The sequence below is a fragment of the Stutzerimonas sp. genome, assembly GCF_982611455.1.
In genome coordinates, this window is record NZ_CEXBBO010000002.1 from 1 (window position 1) to 19,238 (window position 19,238).

Annotated in this window: 17 protein-coding genes; 9 read left to right on the top strand and 8 right to left on the bottom strand. The window is 62.9% G+C overall.

Annotated elements, in window-relative coordinates; genetic code table 11:
• Positions 1-42: 42 nt before the first annotated feature.
• The 3 genes from AC2LD7_RS01255 (at position 43) to AC2LD7_RS01265 (ending at position 3,291) form a co-directional block, all read left to right on the top strand.
• A complete protein-coding gene (locus tag AC2LD7_RS01255; protein ID WP_484596045.1) occupies positions 43-1,878 on the top strand; it encodes an ABC transporter ATP-binding protein in 1,836 nt (611 codons plus the stop codon).
• A 408-nt stretch (positions 1,879-2,286) separates the two neighbouring features.
• The gene (locus tag AC2LD7_RS01260) at positions 2,287-2,691 is read left to right on the top strand and encodes a hypothetical protein (protein ID WP_408101586.1); all 405 of its coding nucleotides are present in this window, start codon (positions 2,287-2,289) and stop codon (positions 2,689-2,691) included.
• A 114-nt stretch (positions 2,692-2,805) separates the two neighbouring features.
• A complete protein-coding gene (locus AC2LD7_RS01265) occupies positions 2,806-3,291 on the top strand; it encodes a DUF4126 domain-containing protein (protein WP_484596046.1) in 486 nt (161 codons plus the stop codon).
• Between the two features lie 166 nt (positions 3,292-3,457).
• Here AC2LD7_RS01265 and AC2LD7_RS01270 read toward each other — a convergent pair whose 3' ends face one another.
• From AC2LD7_RS01270 to trpB, 7 genes are all read right to left on the bottom strand, one after another.
• Positions 3,458-4,258: a hypothetical protein gene (locus AC2LD7_RS01270; protein WP_484596047.1), complete on the bottom strand. Its 801-nt coding sequence runs from the start codon at positions 4,256-4,258 to the stop codon at positions 3,458-3,460.
• Positions 4,259-4,735: 477 nt separating this feature from the next.
• The gene (gene yghU / locus AC2LD7_RS01275; RefSeq protein ID WP_484596048.1) at positions 4,736-5,578 is read right to left on the bottom strand and encodes a glutathione-dependent disulfide-bond oxidoreductase; all 843 of its coding nucleotides are present in this window, start codon (positions 5,576-5,578) and stop codon (positions 4,736-4,738) included.
• 273 nt (positions 5,579-5,851) lie between these two features.
• Positions 5,852-6,832 (bottom strand): aldo/keto reductase, encoded by a 981-nt coding sequence (locus tag AC2LD7_RS01280; RefSeq protein WP_484596049.1) that lies wholly within the window; start codon positions 6,830-6,832, stop codon positions 5,852-5,854.
• Positions 6,833-6,856: 24 nt separating this feature from the next.
• Positions 6,857-7,681 (bottom strand): aldo/keto reductase, encoded by an 825-nt coding sequence (locus tag AC2LD7_RS01285; RefSeq protein ID WP_484596050.1) that lies wholly within the window; start codon positions 7,679-7,681, stop codon positions 6,857-6,859.
• 241 nt (positions 7,682-7,922) lie between these two features.
• Positions 7,923-8,444 (bottom strand): REP-associated tyrosine transposase, encoded by a 522-nt coding sequence (locus AC2LD7_RS01290; RefSeq protein ID WP_484596051.1) that lies wholly within the window; start codon positions 8,442-8,444, stop codon positions 7,923-7,925.
• Positions 8,445-8,574: 130 nt separating this feature from the next.
• A complete protein-coding gene (gene trpA, locus AC2LD7_RS01295; RefSeq protein WP_484596052.1) occupies positions 8,575-9,384 on the bottom strand; it encodes a tryptophan synthase subunit alpha in 810 nt (269 codons plus the stop codon).
• Positions 9,381-10,598, bottom strand: a complete 1,218-nt coding sequence (gene trpB / locus AC2LD7_RS01300) for a tryptophan synthase subunit beta (RefSeq protein ID WP_484596053.1) — start codon at positions 10,596-10,598, stop codon at positions 9,381-9,383. The genes trpA and trpB overlap by 4 nt, the downstream gene beginning before the upstream one ends.
• A gap of 123 nt (positions 10,599-10,721) precedes the next feature.
• On the opposite strand from trpB, the gene AC2LD7_RS01305 reads away from it, so the two are divergent.
• A complete protein-coding gene (locus tag AC2LD7_RS01305) occupies positions 10,722-11,621 on the top strand; it encodes a LysR family transcriptional regulator (protein ID WP_484596054.1) in 900 nt (299 codons plus the stop codon).
• A gap of 350 nt (positions 11,622-11,971) precedes the next feature.
• Here AC2LD7_RS01305 and galE read toward each other — a convergent pair whose 3' ends face one another.
• Complete coding sequence (galE, locus tag AC2LD7_RS01310) at positions 11,972-13,030, bottom strand: UDP-glucose 4-epimerase GalE (RefSeq protein ID WP_484596245.1); 1,059 nt, start codon at positions 13,028-13,030, stop codon at positions 11,972-11,974.
• Between the two features lie 412 nt (positions 13,031-13,442).
• Here galE and AC2LD7_RS01315 point away from each other — a divergent pair, with 412 nt between their 5' ends.
• Genes AC2LD7_RS01315 through AC2LD7_RS01335 form a run of 5 tightly spaced genes read left to right on the top strand, consistent with a single transcriptional unit; the run spans position 13,443 to position 19,038 of the window.
• Complete coding sequence (locus tag AC2LD7_RS01315; protein ID WP_484596055.1) at positions 13,443-14,627, top strand: glycosyltransferase family 1 protein; 1,185 nt, start codon at positions 13,443-13,445, stop codon at positions 14,625-14,627.
• The gene (gene glf, locus AC2LD7_RS01320; protein WP_484596056.1) at positions 14,615-15,856 is read left to right on the top strand and encodes a UDP-galactopyranose mutase; all 1,242 of its coding nucleotides are present in this window, start codon (positions 14,615-14,617) and stop codon (positions 15,854-15,856) included. Before AC2LD7_RS01315 ends, glf begins: the two co-directional genes overlap by 13 nt.
• 13 nt (positions 15,857-15,869) lie before the next feature.
• Positions 15,870-17,024 carry a glycoside hydrolase family 1 protein gene (locus AC2LD7_RS01325; protein WP_484596057.1) on the top strand — a complete coding sequence of 385 codons (1,155 nt, stop codon included), beginning with the start codon at positions 15,870-15,872 and terminating at the stop codon, positions 17,022-17,024.
• Complete coding sequence (locus AC2LD7_RS01330) at positions 17,021-18,826, top strand: ABC transporter ATP-binding protein (protein WP_484596058.1); 1,806 nt, start codon at positions 17,021-17,023, stop codon at positions 18,824-18,826. The genes AC2LD7_RS01325 and AC2LD7_RS01330 overlap by 4 nt, the downstream gene beginning before the upstream one ends.
• Positions 18,823-19,038: a KTSC domain-containing protein gene (locus AC2LD7_RS01335; RefSeq protein WP_484596059.1), complete on the top strand. Its 216-nt coding sequence runs from the start codon at positions 18,823-18,825 to the stop codon at positions 19,036-19,038. The genes AC2LD7_RS01330 and AC2LD7_RS01335 overlap by 4 nt, the downstream gene beginning before the upstream one ends.
• Positions 19,039-19,238 lie beyond the last annotated feature (200 nt).

The window sequence follows — 19,238 nt, forward strand, 5'->3', positions numbered from 1 at the left end:
CTCTGCTTCCTGAAAACAAACCCGTCCGCCAGGACGGGGTTTATGGAGCGCTTACGTTTCGAAAACCTGATCGATGTCTTCAAGCCCAGCCCGGACGTCGCGCCGCCGGCCGGGATGCTGCGCTTCTATGCGCATTACCTGAAACAGGTGTGGCCGTTGATGACCGCCGTGCTGGTGGTCGGCTTTTTCGCGGCATTGATCGAAGTGGCGCTGTTCAGCTTTCTCGGCCGGTTGATTGATATGGCGCAGACCACAGGTGACGCGCGCACCTTCTTCGCCGAGCACCGCAACGAACTGCTGTGGATGGCGCTGGTGGCGCTGATCATTCGGCCTCTGGTGTTCGGCCTGCATAACCTGCTGACTCACCAGGCGATTAACCCGGGGCTGACCAATCTGGTCCGCTGGCAGAACCACCGCTATGTGCTCAAGCAGAGCCTGAACTTCTTCCAGAACGACTTTGCCGGGCGCATCGCTCAGCGCGTGATGCAGACCGGCCCGTCGCTGCGCGATTCGGCCATGCAGGTGATCGACGCGCTGTGGCACGTGGTGGTCTACGCCGGCAGCGCGCTGTATCTGTTCGCCGCCGCTGACCTGCGCCTGATCGTTCCGTTGTCGCTGTGGATCATCGGTTACAGCGCCGCCCTTTGGTATTTCGTGCCGCGCATTAAGGCCCGCTCGGCGGCCGCCTCTGCTGCGCGCTCCAAGGTCATGGGCCGGGTGGTCGATGGCTACAGCAACGTCGCCACGCTCAAGCTGTTCGCTCATTCCAAGGAAGAGGAAAGCTACGCCCGTGAGGCCATGCAGGAGCTGCTCGGCAAGTTCCGCCTGCAGTCGCGCATCATCACCAGCCTGGACTTCCTCATCACTTGCATGAACGGCCTGCTCATCGTCGGCACCGGCGCCTTGGCGCTGTGGCTGTGGAGCGAGGCGCTGATCAGCACCGGTGCCATTGCCCTGGCGCTGGGCCTGGTGATCCGTATCAACAATATGGCCGAGTGGATCATGTGGGTGGTCAATGGCATCTTCGAGAACGTCGGCACCGTGCAGGACGGCATGCAGACCATCGTCCAGCCACGTCATGTCGTTGACCGCGAGGATGCCAAGCCGCTCAAGGTGGAGCAGGGCGGCGTGCGTTTCGACGACGTGCATTTCCACTACGGCAAGCAGGGCGGGGTGATCAGCGGGCTGAGCATCGACATTCGCCCGGGCGAGAAGATCGGCCTGGTCGGGCCGTCCGGCGCCGGCAAGTCGACCTTGGTCAATCTGCTGCTGCGCCTGTATGACTTGGAAAGCGGGTGCATCCTCATCGACGGTCAGAACGTCGCGGAGGTCAGCCAGGAAAGCCTGCGCGCCAACATCGGTATGGTCACGCAGGATACTTCGCTGCTGCACCGCTCGATCCGCGACAACCTGCGCTACGGCAAGCCCGACGCCAGCGACGAACAGCTTTGGGCCGCGGCGCGCAAGGCCCGCGCGAATGGCTTTATCGCCACGCTGGACGACAGCCAGGGCGGCCTCGGCTTCGAGGCCATGGTGGGGGAGCGTGGGGTCAAGTTGTCCGGGGGCCAGCGTCAGCGCATCGCCATTGCTCGGGTGCTGCTTAAGGACGCGCCGATCCTGGTGCTCGACGAAGCCACCTCGGCGCTGGATTCGGAGGTCGAATCGGCGATTCAGGAGAGCCTCGACACGCTGATGGAAGGCAAGACGGTGATTGCAATCGCGCATCGGCTTTCGACCATCGCGCGCATGGATCGTCTGGTGGTGATCGACGAGGGCAGGGTGATCGAGACCGGTACCCACGCCGAACTGATCGAGCGCGGCGGCCTCTATGCACGCCTGTGGCAGCATCAGACGGGTGGGTTTGTCGGCGTCGACTGACGACGAATGGGCTCTGCGGAGGGAACCAACGCTGTTGGTAGATACCGGCGTGAATGGAAGGGAATTGCCGATGCGCCGGTATGACCAGCCCGTAGGGTGGGCTTTAGCCCACCGGTGCGGTGCCGTTGTGAGCGGTGGGCTGAAGCGGAGCGCCGCCCGGCCCACCCTACGGGATCGATTCAGGGCATACCACGGTATCGGTGGGCGCTGGATTTGTGGTTTCCCAGCGAGCATGAGCAGTGGGCCGTCTGTGGAGGATGCTCGAAGCGCCCAGGTAGCGCGCTTGATTTCGTCCGGCTGCCTGCTGCCCTTGCTGCGCTATCAAATCGCCGTCGATGGGATTTATCGTCACCCGCGAGCTCTCATATGAACGATCGATGACGGCTAATCTCGATGAAGGGGAATCGCGTGGACAGTCGAGGGTTTGTTTGGGCGCATTTCAAACTCAATGCCGAGCAGCGCCTGCGGGGGTTCAACTTCTTTGTCGTGCTGGCGATCTTTGCCGATGGCGGCGTGCTGGCCGCGTTGGAGCGGGGCTTCTCGCCAGGGCTGCTGGTGTTGCTGGGCGCGTTCACCGTCTTGCTGGCCGCGGTCTTTTGGCTGGTCGATGCGCGTAGCCGCCAGCTGTTGCAGCTGACCATCACGGCGCTCAGGGAGATCGAGTCAGAATTCCCTGCAAGCTACCGACTTTTTGCCAACGATGCGCAGGGGCAGAACCCGGTCATCAGCTATACCTTCGCCATCCGGGCGCTGTTGTTGGCGCAGATGGGCTTTGGCCTCGGCGTGGTGATCTATGGGTTTTACCAGTGGTGATGGCGCCTCGCTGACCAGCAGGTGGCGGTTGGGTTGATTCGACAGCCTATCTCCCCAGGTGAACGTCCGCGGCGCGAAGCCGGTCGGTATTAGCAACCACCGGAAGATTTGACGATGACGATATCCAGCAATCTGTTTTGGGGTGCCCTGGCGCTGGGCTTGGTGACAGGCATGCGCAGCACGCTGGCGCCAGCGATGACCAGCCGGGCGCTGGCCATGCATGACGACATCGATGAAGCAGACGAGCCGGCGCGTACGTTGGCCTCGCACCGCGCCCAGCAATTTCTAATGCCCATGGCTGCTGCCGAACTGCTGGGCGACAAGATGCCCTTTGCGCCGGATCGGACGATTCTGCCTTCGATGATGTTTCGTGCGCTATCGGGTGGCGTGACCGCGGCGGCATTGGCTGGCGCACGGCGGGAGCCGATCTGGCTACCCGCGTTGATTGGAGCGACCGCAGCGCTGGTCGCGTCCGAGATCGGGCTCAATCTGCGCAAGCCATACCAGAGCAATACGCTGGCCAATGCCGCGTTGGGCCTGACCGAGGATTGTGTGGCGTGGGCGATTGGGAGCGCTGGGTTGCGGCGTGCTTTGGGCTGAACGCTGAAAGCCGAGGGGAATGTGCCCGCGTAGTTTAGGGAGCGGCAGGCGGTAGCGGCGTTGCGTTGCCCTGCCTTCGGATGGCGCGCAAAGCCCGCGCTCGCTGCCACCCCGAAGCCATTCGAACCGCGGGCTGCAACGCGCAGCACACGGTTCACGTCTGGAGTCAGCTCGGTCGCTGGATCACGCAGATTCGGTCAGTGCAGGTCCCGGCCTCTCTGGAGCCGCCGCCTTCTGTTACCGGATGGCCACCTACGCTGGATTCGTGCACGGTGTTTCCGCCACCGGTCACGGGGTTGGTCGCCAAGGTGTCTGGATAATCCGTACCGGCTCGTTTGGCGCTGCTGCCAACATCGTATCGGCCCGTATCGACAGTATCTGTCCTGTCGATAGCGGACGGGTCGTCAGTCGGCCCGGCGCCCGCGGCGTGGGTGAGACGCTCGCTGTCGGAGTGGGTGTTGGCGGTCGTGGTGGTTGACCCAACGAAATGCTTGTCGAGATGGCTGTCGCCCCCGGTCGCGCCGGCATACGGGCTGGTCGGCCCGGCATAGCCCTGCGTGGCCGCCGTACCGCTGGCACCGGCTCCGCTCTCGTCGATGCTAATCGCGCCGTTGTACTCCAGCGCATCGCGCGCCCTGACCAGCTGATCGTCGTCGTGCACGTCGACTGCGATCACCGTGGCGCCTCGGCGCACAGCTTCTGGATAGGCTGTGGCATGGCGGCGATGATCTTCGTGTGGCTCATGGCCAAAAAGCGACTTGAAAAAATGCGCGACTTTGGACTCGTGATGCGTGCGATCCACCGTGCTATCGGTGGTGGAGTAGGGCGCGTCGTAAGCATGGATCTGTGCGGTTTCGGCGCTTACGGAATGAATTTGCTCCTGAGCAATGCCTCTCGACATCAGGTCGCCATAGGTGCGGCTGGCATCGGTTGGCGTTGCGAACGCTGCTACCAGTGTGTGTTTCATGATTCACCTCGCGTTGTGCTGAACGGGTCGTGTGGACGACGGGATCGGTCGAGCGCTGCGCTTATCCGGCAGTCAGACTGCACCTGTGCTGCGCCAGCCATGACGCGGGCCCCGTCGGCTGGCCAAGAGCGACGCCCATGAGTATTGGGTCTGGCTGCCTCGCCATAGTTCAGAAATCGGCGTTTAGTGGGCTGAGCGGACAAGGTCCGCCGCTTTTGTAAGGCGGTTGGGCCGCGTGGCGTTTCGCTTCAGCTTACGGATGAGGAAGCAGATGGTGGGCTGAAGCCCACCCTACGGGATGTATCGGCGCTCGGGGCTGAACGGCTGCCGTCCGCCTGCTTTGTGGCGAGGTGATGGTGATCGTCGGGCCGGCGTAGGGTGGGCCGGGCGGCGTTCCACTTCAGCCCACCACTTTGTTTCCCCTGATCCGTGGGCTGAAGCGGAGCCGATCCGGCCCACCATACAGACGGTTGGCGATCAATCCAGATCTGACGCACTGTGCCGTTCGGGCGCCTGTTCCGACTCGTCGCCCCAGGTGCGGTTGACCTTGCGCCCGCGGATTACGGCAGGGCGTTCGGCCACTTCAGCGGCCCAGCGCTGCAGGTGCTTGTAGTCTTGCACCGAGAGAAATTCTCCGGCTTCGTACAGCTCGCCGCGCGCAAGCACGCCGTACCAGGGCCAGATCGCCATGTCCGCGATGGTGTATTCGTCGCCAGCGATGTAGCGGTTTTCGGCCAGCTGGCGGTCCAGCACGTCGAGCTGGCGCTTGACCTCCATCGCGTAGCGGTTGATCGGGTATTCGTATTTTTCCGGTGCGTAGGCAAAGAAGTGCCCGAAGCCGCCACCAAGGAAGGGCGCCGAGCCCATCTGCCAGAACAGCCAATTCATGGTTTCGGTGCGCGCGCGGGTTTCGGTGGGCAAGAAGGCGCCGAATTTTTCTGCGAGGTAAACGAGGATCGAGCCGGACTCGAACACCCGCAGCGGCTCGCCCTCGACGCTGTGATCCGCCAGGGCAGGAATCTTGGAGTTCGGATTTATCCCGACAAAGCCGCTACCGAACTGGTCGCCATCGCCGATCTTGATCAGCCAGGCGTCGTATTCCGCGCCGCTGTGGCCGAGGGCGAGCAGCTCTTCGAGCATGATTGTGGCCTTGACGCCGTTGGGCGTGGCCAGTGAATAGAGCTGCAGCGGGTGCTTGCCGACCGGCAGCGGTTTGTCTTCCCGCGCGCCGGCGGTGGGGGCGTTGATGCTGGCGAACTTGCCGCCCGACGGCGCGTCGTGGGTCCAGACTTGCGGCGGTACGTAAGGGGTATCAGGCATGGACAATCTCCTCGAATGGTTCTGGGGATGTGCAGCGCATGCTACGCGCCCGCACGGCGCTGTCGAAATCGAGCCGGTTGATATTGGTCATCGATGGGTGATGGTTTGTTTCGAGGCGGGTACCCAGTGAGCGGGAAACTCGTAGGGTGGGCTTCAGCCCACCAATACCGGCTGGCCGTCCAAAGAAGGGCAGCCGATGCCTAGCCGATAGGGGGCATGCGGTGGGCTGAAGCGGAGCGCCGCCCGGCCCACCCTACGGATTGCGGCCGGGCCTCAGCTGAAACCCACTACCGAATGCGGCACGTAAGACTCTTCCAACTCGGCGATTTCCTCGTCTGTCAGCCTTAACGCGAGCGCGGCGATGGCATCGTCAAGGTGGTGCGGCTTTGAAGCGCCGATGATCGGTGCCGTGACTTCAGCCTTCTGCGCGACCCAGGCCAGCGCCACCTGCGCCCGCGGGACGCCGCGCGCTTCGGCGACCCGCGCCACCGCTTCGACGACGCGCCTGTCGGCATCCTCGGTGGCGCCATACAGCGTGCGACCAAAATCATCGGTCTCGCTGCGTGCACTGCTGGTGTCCCAGTCGCGGGTCAGGCGACCGCGGGCCAGCGGGCTCCAGGGAATCACCCCGATGCCCTCGGCGGCGCACAGCGGCAGCATTTCGCGCTCTTCCTCGCGGTTGAGCAGGTTGACGTGGTTCTGCATGCTGACGAAGCGGGTCCAGCCGTGGCGGTCTGCGGTGTACAGCGCCTTGGCAAACTGCCAGGCGTACATCGACGAGGCGCCGATATAGCGCGCTTTGCCGGCCTTGACCACATCGTGCAGCGCCTCCAGGGTTTCCTCGATGGGCGTGGCGTAGTCCCAGCGATGGATCTGGTACAGGTCGACATAGTCGGTACCCAGGCGCTGCAGGCTCTCGTCGATGGCGTTGAAGATCGCCTTGCGCGACAGGCCGCCATTGTTGGGTTTGTCCCGCAGCGGCATGTAGACCTTGGTTGCCAGCACCACCTCGTCGCGACGGGCGAAGTCCTTCAAGGCGCGGCCGACGATTTCTTCGCTGGTCCCGTCCGAATAGGCATTGGCCGTGTCGAAGAAGTTGATGCCCAGCTCCAGCGCCTTCTGGATGAACGGTCGGCTCTGCGCCTCGTCCAGCGTCCAAGGGTGCTTGCCGCGGTCGGGGATGCCGTAGGTCATGCAGCCCAGGCACAGCCGTGAAACCTTGAGCCCGGTCCGGCCGAGATTGAAGTAGTCCATTGAGCCTCCTCAGTTGAGTTGCGCCTAGTTGAGCTCTGACGGATTCGGGCCGATGCGCTGGCCGCGGTCCAGGGTGGCGATTCTGGAAATATCATCCGTGCTGAGCGAGAAGTCGAACAGGTCGAAGTTCTCGCGCAGCCGTTCGGCGTGCACCGATTTCGGGAAAATCACGAAGCCGTTGTCCAGGTGCCAGCGCAGCACGACCTGCGCCGCCGTCTTGCCATACTTCTCCGCCAGCGTCTTGATCATCGGATCGGCCAGCATCTCGCCGCCGCGCGCCAACGGGCTCCAGGCTTCGGTAGCGATGCCGTTGGCGGCGTGATATTCGACCAGCTCCTGTTGTTGGAGATAGGGATGCAGCTCGATCTGGTTGACCACGGGCGTCTCGCCGGTCTCGCTGATCAACAGTTCGATGTCCTGTACGCGGAAGTTCGACACACCGATGGAGGTGATACGGCCCTCGTCGCGCAGACGCATGAAGGCCTTCCAGGTGGCGAGGAATTCGCCCCGCTGCGGGCACGGCCAGTGAATGAGGTACAGATCGAGCCTGTCGAGCTTCAGTTTCGCCATGCTCTCATCGAAGGCCCGCAGCGTGCTGTCGTAACCCTGCTGGTCGCTCCACAGCTTGGTAGTAATAAACAGCTGCTCGCGTGACAGGTCGGCGCTGGCGATGGCCTCACCAACGCCCTGCTCGTTCTTGTAGATGGCGGCGGTATCGATGTGCCGATAGCCAATCTCGAAGGCGTCCAGCACCGCCTGGCGCGTCTGCTCCGCTGGAATCTGGAATACGCCGAGGCCGAGCTGAGGGATCTGGTGACCGTCTTTCAGGGCAATGCTGGGGATGGTCATAACTTCTCCTCTGAGATAGAAAGGCGGCATGCCATCCGCCTGCTGTTCTTATCCGACTGTACGAGCGAGACTTTGATCGTTCAACGATGACGAAACGGACGGTGAGCGCCATCGGACGCGGTGCAATATTAGCGGTGGGCTGAAGCGGAGCGCCGCCCGGCCCACCCTACAAATTGGAGCGGCGTAATAGGGCGGACAGCGCGCTCCGCTTCAGCCCACCAAGGTCACGTGTCGATTCGAGTTACTCGCCATATGACCCTTCTACGAAGTTACCCGCCCAATCGCTTTGCAATAGCCCTTTCTCCACATACCGATTGAAACTCGAATACGGCCAATCGGCGACCCGTTCAACCAGCCCATGCTTGACCGGGTTGTAATGAATGTAATCAACGTGTTGCTGCAGATTCGATTCGTCCCGAATCTGATGTTCCCAGTAGCGGCGTTGCCAGATGCCTTTCTCTCGTTTACGCATCTGGCTGTGACTCTGCGGTATTGCCTGGAACTGTCGCGAGAACGTGCTTTTAAGCAGGCCCCAGCGGCCGGCGAAGTTGGCGTCGCCGGCCGGGAGCGTCCAGATAGCGTGCAAATGGTCGGGCAGGATGCAGATGGCGAGGGTTTGAAAAGGGCGGTTGCGCTGAGTCAGGCCATAGGCGTGGCGAAGCAGTGCGATTTCGTTGATCAATAGTCGCGACCGGCGGTCTGCCAGGGTCACGGTGAAAAACCAGGTGCCGCCGGGCACCTGGCTGCGGCGGTAATCGGACATGGAGGCTTCCTTGCCTTCATGGGTGTACATAATTTGTGGTGGGCTGAAGCCCACCCTACGGTTGGAGCACGCACATGATGCTCCTGTAGGGTGGGCTTTAGCCCACCAGCGCTCCCAGGTCGATAACTGATCAGCCGCGAGCTTTGCGAACGCCTTCGCTCAGCTCTTTGCACAGGCCGAGCACACCGTTTACGGCTTGTTCGGGCGATTCGGCATTGGCGATATGGTCGATCAGCGCGGAGCCGACGACTACGCCATCAGCCAGGCGGGCAATGGACGCGGCCTGTTCCGGCGTGCGGATGCCGAAGCCGACGCATACCGGCAAATCGGTGTGGCGCTTCAACCGCGCAACGGCTTCTTCGACGTGTTCCAGCGTGGCCGAACCGGCGCCGGTCACGCCGGCCACCGAGACGTAGTAGACGAAGCCCGAGCTGTTGTTCAGCACCGTGGGCAGGCGCTTGTCGTCGGTGGTCGGGGTGGTCAGGCGGATGAAGTCGATGCCCGCTGCCTGGGCCGGGTCGCAGAGGTCTTCGTTATGTTCCGGCGGCAGGTCGACGACGATCAGGCCGTCGACACCGGCCTTTACCGCTTCGGCCAGGAAGCGCTCGACACCCATCTTGTGGATGGGGTTGAAGTAACCCATCAGCACCAGCGGCGTGGTCTGGTTGCCCTGGCGAAATTCACGGACCATCTGCAGCGTTTTGGCCAGGTCCTGCTTGGCGGCCAGGGCGCGGATGTTGGCCAGCTGGATCGCTGGGCCATCGGCCATCGGATCGGTGAAGGGCATGCCCAGCTCGATGACGTCGGCACCGGCCTCCGGCAGGCCCTTGAGGATGGCGAGCGAAGTGGCGTAATCCGGGTCGCCGCCGGTGACGAAGGTCACCAGGGCGGCGCGGTTTTCCTGTTTCAGCTGGTCGAAGCGCGTCTGCAAACGGCTCATATATGTTCTTCCTGTTCGTCGTAGTGGTGCATGACGGTCTGCATGTCCTTGTCGCCGCGGCCCGAGAGGTTGACCACCATCAGGTGATCCTTCGGCAGGCCGGGCGCACGCTTGAAGACTTCGGCCAGCGCGTGGGCGCTTTCCAGGGCCGGGATGATGCCTTCGAGGCGGCAGCATTTGTGGAATGCAGCCAGGGCTTCGTCATCGGTCACCGAGGTGTATTCGACGCGGCCGATGTCGTGCAGCCAGGCGTGTTCCGGGCCGATGCCGGGGTAGTCGAGGCCGGCGGAAATCGAGTGGGCGTCGATGATCTGGCCGTCTTCGTCCTGTAGCAAAAAGGTGCGGTTGCCGTGCAGCACGCCAGGCACGCCGCCGTTGAGGCTGGCGGCATGCTTGCCGGTTTCGATGCCGTGGCCGGCCGCTTCGACACCGATGATCGCTACGCTTTCATCATCGAGGAAGGGGTGGAACAGGCCCATGGCGTTGGAGCCGCCGCCGATGCAGGCGACCAACGAGTCGGGCAGACGGCCTTCCTGGGCTTGCAGTTGGTCGCGGGTTTCCTTGCCGATCACGGCCTGGAAGTCGCGAACCATCGCAGGGTAGGGGTGCGGACCGGCGACGGTGCCGATCAGGTAGAAGGTGTTGTGGACGTTGGTCACCCAGTCGCGCAGGGCTTCGTTCATTGCATCCTTCAGCGTGCCGGTACCGGCGGTGACCGGAATCACCTCGGCGCCGAGCAGCTTCATGCGGAAGACGTTGGCCTGCTGGCGCTCGATGTCGGTGGTGCCCATGTAGATCACGCACTGCATGCCGAAGCGCGCGGCGACGGTGGCGGTGGCCACGCCGTGCATGCCGGCGCCGGTCTCGGCGATGATGCGCTGCTTGCCCATGCGCCGCGCCAGCAGGATCTGGCCGATGCAGTTGTTGATCTTGTGCGCGCCGGTGTGATTGAGCTCTTCGCGCTTGAGGTAAATCTTCGCGCCGCCACAGGCCTCGGTCAGGCGTTCGGCGAAATACAGCGGGGAAGGGCGGCCAACGTAGTCGCGCTGGAAGTAGGCGAGTTCCTTGGCGAACTCGGGGTCCTGCTTGGCTTTTTCATACTCGGCGGCCAGCTCGTGGATCAGCGGCATCAGGGTTTCGGCGACGTACTGACCGCCGAAGTGGCCGAACAGGCCCTTGGCGTCAGGGCCGCTACGGAATGAGGTCATGGTCATCTCCTGCGGGGAATGGGTGGGGCAATTCCGATTCCAGCAATTGCGCGATAGGCTGGAAATTAACCGAGTTGCGCCCGGATAAAAAGCGATAAGATCGTCGAAACCTGTCAGGAAAACTCACCGATGCGCCAGGCACTTCCCCCGCTCAACGCGCTGCGAGCCTTTGAAGCCGCCGCGCGCCTACAAAGCGTAAGCCAAGCGGCAGCGGAACTCAGCGTGACCCACGGAGCCGTCAGCCGACAGATCCGCCTGCTCGAGGAGGACCTCGGCGTCGCGCTGTTCAGCAAGGAAGGGCGCGGCGTAAAACTCACCGATGCAGGGCTGCGGTTGCGAGAGGCTGCAGGCGAGGCGTTCGCGCGGTTGCGAGATAGCTGCACCGAGCTGCGCCAGCAGACGATGGACGCGCCGTTCGTGCTCGGTTGTCCGGGCAGCCTGCTGGCGCGCTGGTTCATCCCGCGGCTGGATCGGCTCAACCGAGAGCTGCCTGAACTGCGCCTGCAGCTATCCGCCAGCGAGGGCGAGCTTGACCCGCGCAAACCGGGGCTGGACGCCACGCTGTTGTACGCCGAACCGCCTTGGCCGACGGACATGCAAGTACATGAGCTAACCGTCGAACGCATTGGACCTGTGCTGAATCCGCACCATCCGCGCTTTGCGGCATTAAGCCAGGCGCGGCCGGACGAGCTGCTCGGTGAGCCTTTGCTGCACACCGTTTCGCGTCCCCAGGCCTGGCCGGCCTGGGCGAGCGGCAGCGGCCTCGATCCCGCGAGATTGCAGATGGGGCAGGGCTTCGAGCACCTCTACTTTTTACTGGAAGCAGCACTGGCAGGGCTCGGCGTGGCCATCGCGCCGTTGCAACTGGTGGCTGACGATCTACGCCACGGCCGCTTGCTGGCGCCTTGGGGATTCATCGAGACCCGCGCCAAGCTGGCTCTCTGGGTGCCGGCTCGCCGCTTGGATCGCCGTGCGGAGCGCCTGGCCGAATGGTTACGCAACGAGCTGAGTGCAAATGTAAGCACGTAGTGGCTATTAGGGCGGGCGGCGGGAACGGGGACTGACAACCTGCAAAGCGCTAATAGCGGTGGGCTAAAGCCCACCCTACAGACGGCAATTGGCATGATGTTTAGTCGACCGCGTGACGCGCGGCCCAACGGGTCAGCCGTTTCAGCTGGCCAACGCTGTATCGGCCGTTTCGCCCGTCCAGCGCCAGGCATCGGTCAGCTATGTAGGTGGGCTTCAGCCCACTGAAGAGGTTTGTCGACGGCTCGGAAGCGAACAACCCGCAGGGTAGTGGCAGCGGTGGGCTAAAGCCCACCCTACGGATTTAGAAATTTGCATATCCACAGAGCCATAGCGCGTCGCGCCGCGCGGCACTAGCTGGCCAGCGCGGTTGCGGCTGTTTCGTCTTTTTTTGTTGTTTCCTGGGCATAACCCTGAGGGTTGCGACTCTGCCAGCGCCAGGCGTCACTAAGCATGGTCAACAGATCCCGTTCGGCTTCCCATCCCAAATCATTCCGAGCCTTGGTCGGGTCTGACCAGCATTGGGCGGTGTCGCCAGGACGGCGCGCCTTGAATACGTGCGGCAGCGACCGGCCGATCACCTCCTCGAACGCGGTGATCATCTGGCGCACCGAGTAGCCGCGGCCGGTGCCGAGGTTCCACGTGGAAACACCGTGAACCAGGTCGAGGCGTTGCAAGGCCTTCAGGTGACCCTTGGCCAGATCGACCACATGAATGTAGTCGCGCACGCCAGTGCCGTCCGGGGTCGGATAGTCGGCGCCGTAGACGTTCAGCTGTTTGCGACGACCCACGGCGACCTGAAGCATATAGGGCAGCAAGTTGTTGGGGATGCCGTTGGGGTCTTCGCCGATCAGCCCGGACTCGTGCGCGCCGATGGGGTTGAAGTAGCGCAGCAGGGCGATCGACCAGCGCGGGTCGGACTCGGCCAGCCCTTTCAGCACGTTTTCCGCCATCAATTTGGACTGGCCGTAGGGGTTGGTCGGAATGCCGGTCGGGCAGTTCTCGGTGATCGGCATGCGCGGAGAGTCGCCGTAGACGGTTGCCGATGAGCTGAACACCAGCTTGAAGATGCCGGCTTCGGCCATGGCCTGGCAGAGTGCGATGCTGCCGCTGACGTTGGTCTCGTAATAGCGCAGCGGTTCGCGCACGCTTTCGCCCACCGCCTTCAGACCGGCGAAATGCAGGACGGCCGTTAACGGGTAGGCGGCGAATAACGCGTTGAGCAGCGAACGATTACGCACGTCACCCTTGACGAACTGCGCCGTGCGGCCAGCCAGGGTTTCGACGCGATCCAATGCGATCTTTGAACTGTTGCAAAGGTTGTCCAGTACCAGCACTTCGTGGCCTGCCAAGAGCAGCTCCAGCACAGCGTGGGACCCGATATAACCAGCGCCTCCGGTTACCAGAATCATGTCTCGACCTCGCATGGCATTTCTTTCGACGCGCACGGAGTCTGCGGCTGACCGTATGAGCGCGGCCGCTGCATGCATCTCCAGAGTAGGGTTCGGCGAATCGGCGGTGCTTTTACTGCCGGGGCACGCAGCGCCGCTGCCGGGGTAAGTCAGGCGTCCTGTGAATAAGGACGGAGAAGGCTCGGCCAAGTTCCAACGAGACGACGGCCAGCCGATGACCGACCTGCTTGCTGCGTCAAAGGGAACCTTGGCTCACCCGGCGCCGTCCATAGCCGGCGGGTTGCGCTTGGTGTCGCGACGGTTTTCGGTGATCAAGCGGGCCCCGACTTTTCTGCTCCCTGCGCAGGCTGCGCGGGCTTATGCGATGCGGCAGAAGGGACTCTGGAGACTTCGCTATCTGCAAGAGGTTGCCATGAGCTGGGCCGGCCCTTACCAATACGAAATCGGCAAATCCCCCGACAAGCAGGAAACGCCGCCCGAAGTCATCTTCGATGAGCTGGTTCCAACCCTGTTGTGTCTTTCGCATCTTCGCTGGAGCTTTGTGTATCAGCGCCCGCAGCATCTGATGTCGCGCTTCGCGCGGGATTTCAACGTGCTGTTCTTCGAAGAACCGATCCCCACCGAGGACGCCCAACCCTGGCTCGAAGTGCGTCCCGAGGAAAACGGCGTGCAGGTGCTGGTGCCGCGCCTGCCTCAAGGTTGCGAGGGCGAGACGGCGTTGCGCATACAGCGTGACCTGCTCGATGGATACCTGGAAAAACTCGGCGTTAACGAACTCATGCTCTGGTACTACACACCAATGGCGCTGGGCTATGCCGGGCATCTAAAACCGAAACTCACCGTCTACGACTGCATGGATGAGCTCTCGGCATTTCGCGGCGCACCGCCGGAGCTGGTGCAGCGCGAGCGCGAACTGCTCGACCGCGCCGATGTGGTATTCACTGGCGGTTACAGCATCTGGGAAGCCAAGCGCGAGCTACATGACAATGCACACGCCTTTCCCAGCAGTGTCGACGTGGCGCACTTCGCCGAGGCACGGCGGACCCAGGCCGATCCCGATGACCAGGCCGAAATCCCGCATCCACGGCTGGGCTTCTATGGCGTGATCGATGAGCGCTTCGATATCCAGCTGATCGCCGAGATCGCGCAAAAGCGCCCCGAATGGCAGTTCGTGCTGGTCGGGCCGGTGGTCAAGATCGACCCGGCGGATCTGCCACAACGCGACAACATTCACTATCTGGGCGGCAAGACCTATGACGAATTGCCCAGGTATCTGTCGGGCTGGGACGTGGCGATCATGCCGTTTGCGATGAATGAGTCGACCCGCTTCATCAGCCCGACCAAGACGCCTGAATACCTCGCCGGTGGCTGCCCGGTGGTGTCCACGCCGATCAAGGATGTGGTGCGGACCTATGGCGATACCGAGATCGTCCATATCGCCGATTCTCCCGACGCGTTCATGGCCGCGGTGGAGCGTGCCCTCGCCGATGGCGAAGACCGGGATCGTTTGTTGAAGACTGCTGACGAGATCCTCGGTGACATGTCCTGGGATCACACCTGGGCGTTGATGAAGGAGAAGATGCAATGCGCGATCTGAGCCTGCGAGACAGCAATCCCGAGCACGCAGGCGGTGGTGCCAGCGATCATCCTGCACGCCGTCGGCGCGGCTTCGACTACCTGATCGTCGGCGCCGGGTTCGCCGGCAGCGTACTGGCCGAGCGCCTGGCGGCCGGGCTGAACAAGCGCGTGCTGGTGGTCGACCGCCGGCCGCACATCGGTGGCAACGCCTACGACCATTACGATGAAGCCGGCGTGCTGATCCATCGTTACGGGCCGCACATTTTCCATACCAATGCCCAGCGCATCGTCGACTATCTCTCGCGGTTCACCGAATGGCGGCCCTACGAACACCGGGTGCTGGCTCAGGTGGACGATCAACTGGTGCCGATCCCGATCAACATGACCACGCTGAACAAGCTCTACGGCCTGAACATGACCACCGAGCAGGAGGCGGCGGATTTCCTCGCCAGCCGCGCCGAGCCGGTGGCGCACATCGAGACCAGCGAAGACGTGGTGATCAACGGCATCGGCCGTGAGCTGTATCAGAAATTTTTCCGCGGCTACACCCGCAAGCAGTGGGGGTTGGACCCGTCGCAGCTGGACAAATCGGTGACCTCGCGCATCCCCACACGCACCAACACCGATGACCGCTATTTCACCGACACCTTCCAGCAGATGCCCAAGCACGGCTATACGAAGATGTTCGAGAAGATGCTCGCGCACCCGAATATCAAGGTGATGATCAACACCGACTACAGGGAAATTCGCGACGAGGTGCAGCACGACCATCTGATCTTCTGCGGTCCGATCGACGAGTACTTCGACTACCGCTTCGGCAAACTGCCGTACCGCTCGCTGAAGTTCGAGCACAAGCAGCTCGATCAGGAGCAGTTCCAGGCGGTCGGCACGGTCAACTACCCGAGCGAAGACGTGCCCTACACGCGTATCAGCGAGTACAAGCACCTCACCGGGCAAGTTCACCCGAAGTCCAGCATCACCTACGAATACCCTTCGGCCGAAGGCGACCCCTATTACCCGATTCCGCGACCGGAAAATGCGGAGTTGTACAAGCGCTATCAGAAGCTCGCGGACCAGACGCCCGGCGTCACCTTCGTCGGACGGCTCGGCACCTACAAGTACTACAACATGGATCAGGTGGTCGGTCAGGCATTGGCGTTGTACAAGCGCATCGAGGAGGCCGAGCTCGGCCCCGAGTCCGGTGAAAGCACCGAACACAGCCAATCGCTGGCTGAACAGGCACCCTGAAACGAGGCGCAAGATGCATCAGCCCACGCTGTTCAAGAGTTTCTTCATGGGGGGGTTCGAGTGCTCGAATCATCGCCGCAGCGATGGCCGGCGCCTCGATCTGCTCGCTGCCACTGGTCATGACCGCTGGGCCGCGCATGACTATGCGGTGCTACAGCGCCATGGCCTGCGCAGCGTGCGCGACGGACTACGATGGCATCTGATCGAAAAGACGCCAGGTCAGTACGACTGGTCGAGCTGCTTGCCGATGTTGCAGGCGGCACAGCGCCAGGGCACCCAAGTCATTTGGGATCTTTGCCATTACGGCTGGCCGGACGACATCGACATCTGGCGACCGCAGTTCGTCGAGCGCTTCGCCCGCTACTCGGCGGCAGCGGCGCAACTGATCAAGGATGAAACCGATACGGTGCCCTTCTACGCGCCGCTCAACGAGATTTCCTTCTGGGCCTGGGCCGGCGGCGACGAAGCCTACTTCAACCCAATGGCCCGTGGTCGTGGCTTCGAGCTCAAGCATCAACTGGTGCGCGCGACCATCGCCGCCATGGCGGCGATCCGGGACGTCGAGCCACGGGCACGCTTCGTCCAGGTCGATCCGGCCATTCACGTCGTCGCGTCCAACGATCGCCCCGGCCCCCAGCGCGAGGCGGAGCGTTTCCGCCAATCGCAATTCGAGGCCTGGGACATGCTCAGTGGCGAGCTTTGGCCGGGCTTGGGCGGCGCGCCGGAGTATCTCGATGTGCTGGGCGTCAATTACTACTCCGACAACCAGTGGTACCTCGGCGATGGCCGCACCATCGAGCGCGACAGCCCCGACTACCGGCCTTTCAAGGGCATCCTCAGCGAGATATGGCAGCGCTACAAGCGGCCCTTGCTGATCGCCGAAACCGGTGCCGAGGGCGACGTGCGTGGTGACTGGCTGCGCTACGTCAGCGAGCAGGCCGGGCTGGCCATGCAGCGTGGCGTTCCCGTCGAAGGTATTTGCCTGTATCCGGTGCTGGATTACCCAGGCTGGACCGACGATCGCCACTGCCCGGTCGGGCTGCTCGGCTTTCCCGACGAAAACGGCAACCGTTGCGTGCATGAAGGTCTGGCTGACGAGCTTCGCCTGCAGCAGTTGCGCTTCAGCCAATTCAATTCCGCGCTGCAACTCGCCGACGCCATGCCATGAACGCCCCGGCCACCGCACCCAAGGCGAAACCGCAAGCGGTACCGCTTCCGAGCGGGCCGGTGGCCTTTCTCTGGCGCTACATCTGCGCCAGACCCTGGCATTTCGGTGGCCTGCTGGCGTTGATCGTCGGTGCTTCCAGCTGTGCGGTGGCGGTGCAGTACGGGATGAAAATGTTGGTGGACTCCATGGCCCAGGCCAGCGGGGACCGTAGCGCAGCCAATGTCTGGTTTCCGCTGGGGCTGTTCATCAGCCTGATCGTCATCGAAAACGTATTTTGGCGCCTCGGTGGCTGGCTCGGCTGTCGCACCGTGGTGGCCAGTGTGGTGGACATTCGCGTCGACCTGTTCAAGCACCTGACCGGGCACCCGATGCGCTATTTCACCGAGCATTTCGCCGGCTCGCTGGGCAATCGCATTTCCGCCCTCGGCACCGCCGCAGGATCGATTTACGGCGGGCTGGCCTGGAAGATCGTGCCGCCGATCGTCGATTTCATCGGCGCCGTGTTGGTGCTGTTCACCGTTGATTGGCGCATGGCAGTGGCGCTGATTCTGTTCGTCGCTATCGTCGCCGCGCTGATCACTGGGTTCGGCATTCGTGGCCGTGCCAAGCATCAACGCTTCGCCGCCCAGTCGGCGCGGGTCGGCGGCGAGCTGGTCGATGCCGTCTCCAATGTCTGGACGATCAAGGCATTCTCCGCCCGCGACCGCGAAGCCGAGCGGTTGGCCAACGAGATCGGCTATGAAGCGCGTGCCCAGCGGCGCAGCTGGATGTATCTGGAGAAAGCGCGGGTCATGCACGACATCTGCCTGTCGGTTATGGCCGGCGGCATGCTGATCTGGGCGATCAATCTGTGGATCGGCGGCTCGGTAACGGCCGGCGACGTGGTGCTGGTCAGCGCACTGACTTTTCGCATCCTGCACGGTTCGCGTGATCTGGCGCTGGCGCTGGTGGACACCACTCAACAGATCGGTGCGATTGACGACACCTTGCGCATCATCGTCCAGCCGCATGGCCTGGAAGACAGCGACGCTCAGCTGTTGCTGGCCGAAGGCGATATCACCTTCGAGCACATCAGCTTCCGCTACCCGGATCGTGGCGCGGTGTTCGAGCATCTCGACCTGCATATCCCGGCCGGGCAGAAGGTCGGCGTGGTGGGCTCTTCCGGGGCCGGCAAATCGACCCTGATCAACCTCATCCAGCGGCTCGACGACGTGCACGACGGCCGCATCCTTATCGATGGACAGGACATCCGCGGCGTCAGCCAGGACAGCCTGCGTGAGAAAATCGCAGTGGTCCCGCAGGAAACCGCGCTGTTCAACCGCAGCATCCGCGAGAACATCCGCTACGGCCGCCCCGGCGCGACCGACGAGGAAGTGATCGCGGCAGCGCGCAATGCCTTCTGCGACGGCTTCATCCGTGAGCTGCCGCAGGGGTACGACACCCTGGTCGGCGAACGGGGTGTGATGCTCTCCGGCGGCCAGCGCCAGCGCCTCGGTATTGCCCGTGCGTTTCTCAAGGACGCGCCGATCCTGATCCTCGACGAGGCCACCTCCGCACTGGACACCCAATCCGAAGCCGAAATTCAGGTCGCGCTCAATGATCTGGTGCACAACCGCACCGTGGTGGCGGTGGCGCATCGGCTGTCGACCCTGGCGAGCTTCGACCGGGTCATCGTGCTGCGTGAAGGGCGCATTGTCGAAGACGGTCCGCCGCATGAATTGCGCAGTCGTGGCGGCGAGTTCGATGCCTTGTGGCGGATGCAGGCCGAAGGCTTCAAGCGGCAACCCGATACCGCCAAATGAAGCGCGCCGCCGTAACGTCCCGCAGCCTGCGCTCGCTGGGCTACGAGCCTGACGAGCAGGCTTTGGAAGTCGAGTTTCACAACGGCTCGATCTACCGATACGAACAAGTGCCGGCCGAGGTGGTACAGGCGCTGCTGGAGGCGGATTCGCTGGGAAGGCATTTCAATCAGGTATTCAAGCCGCAGCACTACAGCTACCGCCGGCTGAAGTAGGGTGGGCCGCGCGCCCCGGAACCGCAGGCGGCCCGGTGCATCGTCGGTGCGCGGAGCGCACCCTAGGTTTTTCGTGATCGTGTCAGTTGCCCAGACGGCTCCGTAGGGTGGGCTTTAGCCCACCAATGGGCCAGCGCCACTGGTGGGCTAAAGCCCACCCTACTTGCTATTCGTGCTTGTGACTTTCTTTTTCAACGGCT

Coding starts and splice junctions, on each gene's coding strand:
- AC2LD7_RS01255 (WP_484596045.1), top strand. CDS start 43: ATGGAGCGCTTACGTTTCGAAAACCTGATCGATGTCTTCAAGCCCAGC.
- AC2LD7_RS01265 (WP_484596046.1), top strand. CDS start 2,806: ATGACGATATCCAGCAATCTGTTTTGGGGTGCCCTGGCGCTGGGCTTG.
- AC2LD7_RS01270 (WP_484596047.1), bottom strand. CDS start 4,258: ATGAAACACACACTGGTAGCAGCGTTCGCAACGCCAACCGATGCCAGC.
- yghU (WP_484596048.1), bottom strand. CDS start 5,578: ATGCCTGATACCCCTTACGTACCGCCGCAAGTCTGGACCCACGACGCG.
- AC2LD7_RS01280 (WP_484596049.1), bottom strand. CDS start 6,832: ATGGACTACTTCAATCTCGGCCGGACCGGGCTCAAGGTTTCACGGCTG.
- AC2LD7_RS01285 (WP_484596050.1), bottom strand. CDS start 7,681: ATGACCATCCCCAGCATTGCCCTGAAAGACGGTCACCAGATCCCTCAG.
- AC2LD7_RS01290 (WP_484596051.1), bottom strand. CDS start 8,444: ATGTCCGATTACCGCCGCAGCCAGGTGCCCGGCGGCACCTGGTTTTTC.
- trpA (WP_484596052.1), bottom strand. CDS start 9,384: ATGAGCCGTTTGCAGACGCGCTTCGACCAGCTGAAACAGGAAAACCGC.
- trpB (WP_484596053.1), bottom strand. CDS start 10,598: ATGACCATGACCTCATTCCGTAGCGGCCCTGACGCCAAGGGCCTGTTC.
- AC2LD7_RS01305 (WP_484596054.1), top strand. CDS start 10,722: ATGCGCCAGGCACTTCCCCCGCTCAACGCGCTGCGAGCCTTTGAAGCC.
- galE (WP_484596245.1), bottom strand. CDS start 13,030: ATGATTCTGGTAACCGGAGGCGCTGGTTATATCGGGTCCCACGCTGTG.
- AC2LD7_RS01315 (WP_484596055.1), top strand. CDS start 13,443: ATGAGCTGGGCCGGCCCTTACCAATACGAAATCGGCAAATCCCCCGAC.
- glf (WP_484596056.1), top strand. CDS start 14,615: ATGCGCGATCTGAGCCTGCGAGACAGCAATCCCGAGCACGCAGGCGGT.
- AC2LD7_RS01325 (WP_484596057.1), top strand. CDS start 15,870: ATGCATCAGCCCACGCTGTTCAAGAGTTTCTTCATGGGGGGGTTCGAG.
- AC2LD7_RS01330 (WP_484596058.1), top strand. CDS start 17,021: ATGAACGCCCCGGCCACCGCACCCAAGGCGAAACCGCAAGCGGTACCG.
- AC2LD7_RS01335 (WP_484596059.1), top strand. CDS start 18,823: ATGAAGCGCGCCGCCGTAACGTCCCGCAGCCTGCGCTCGCTGGGCTAC.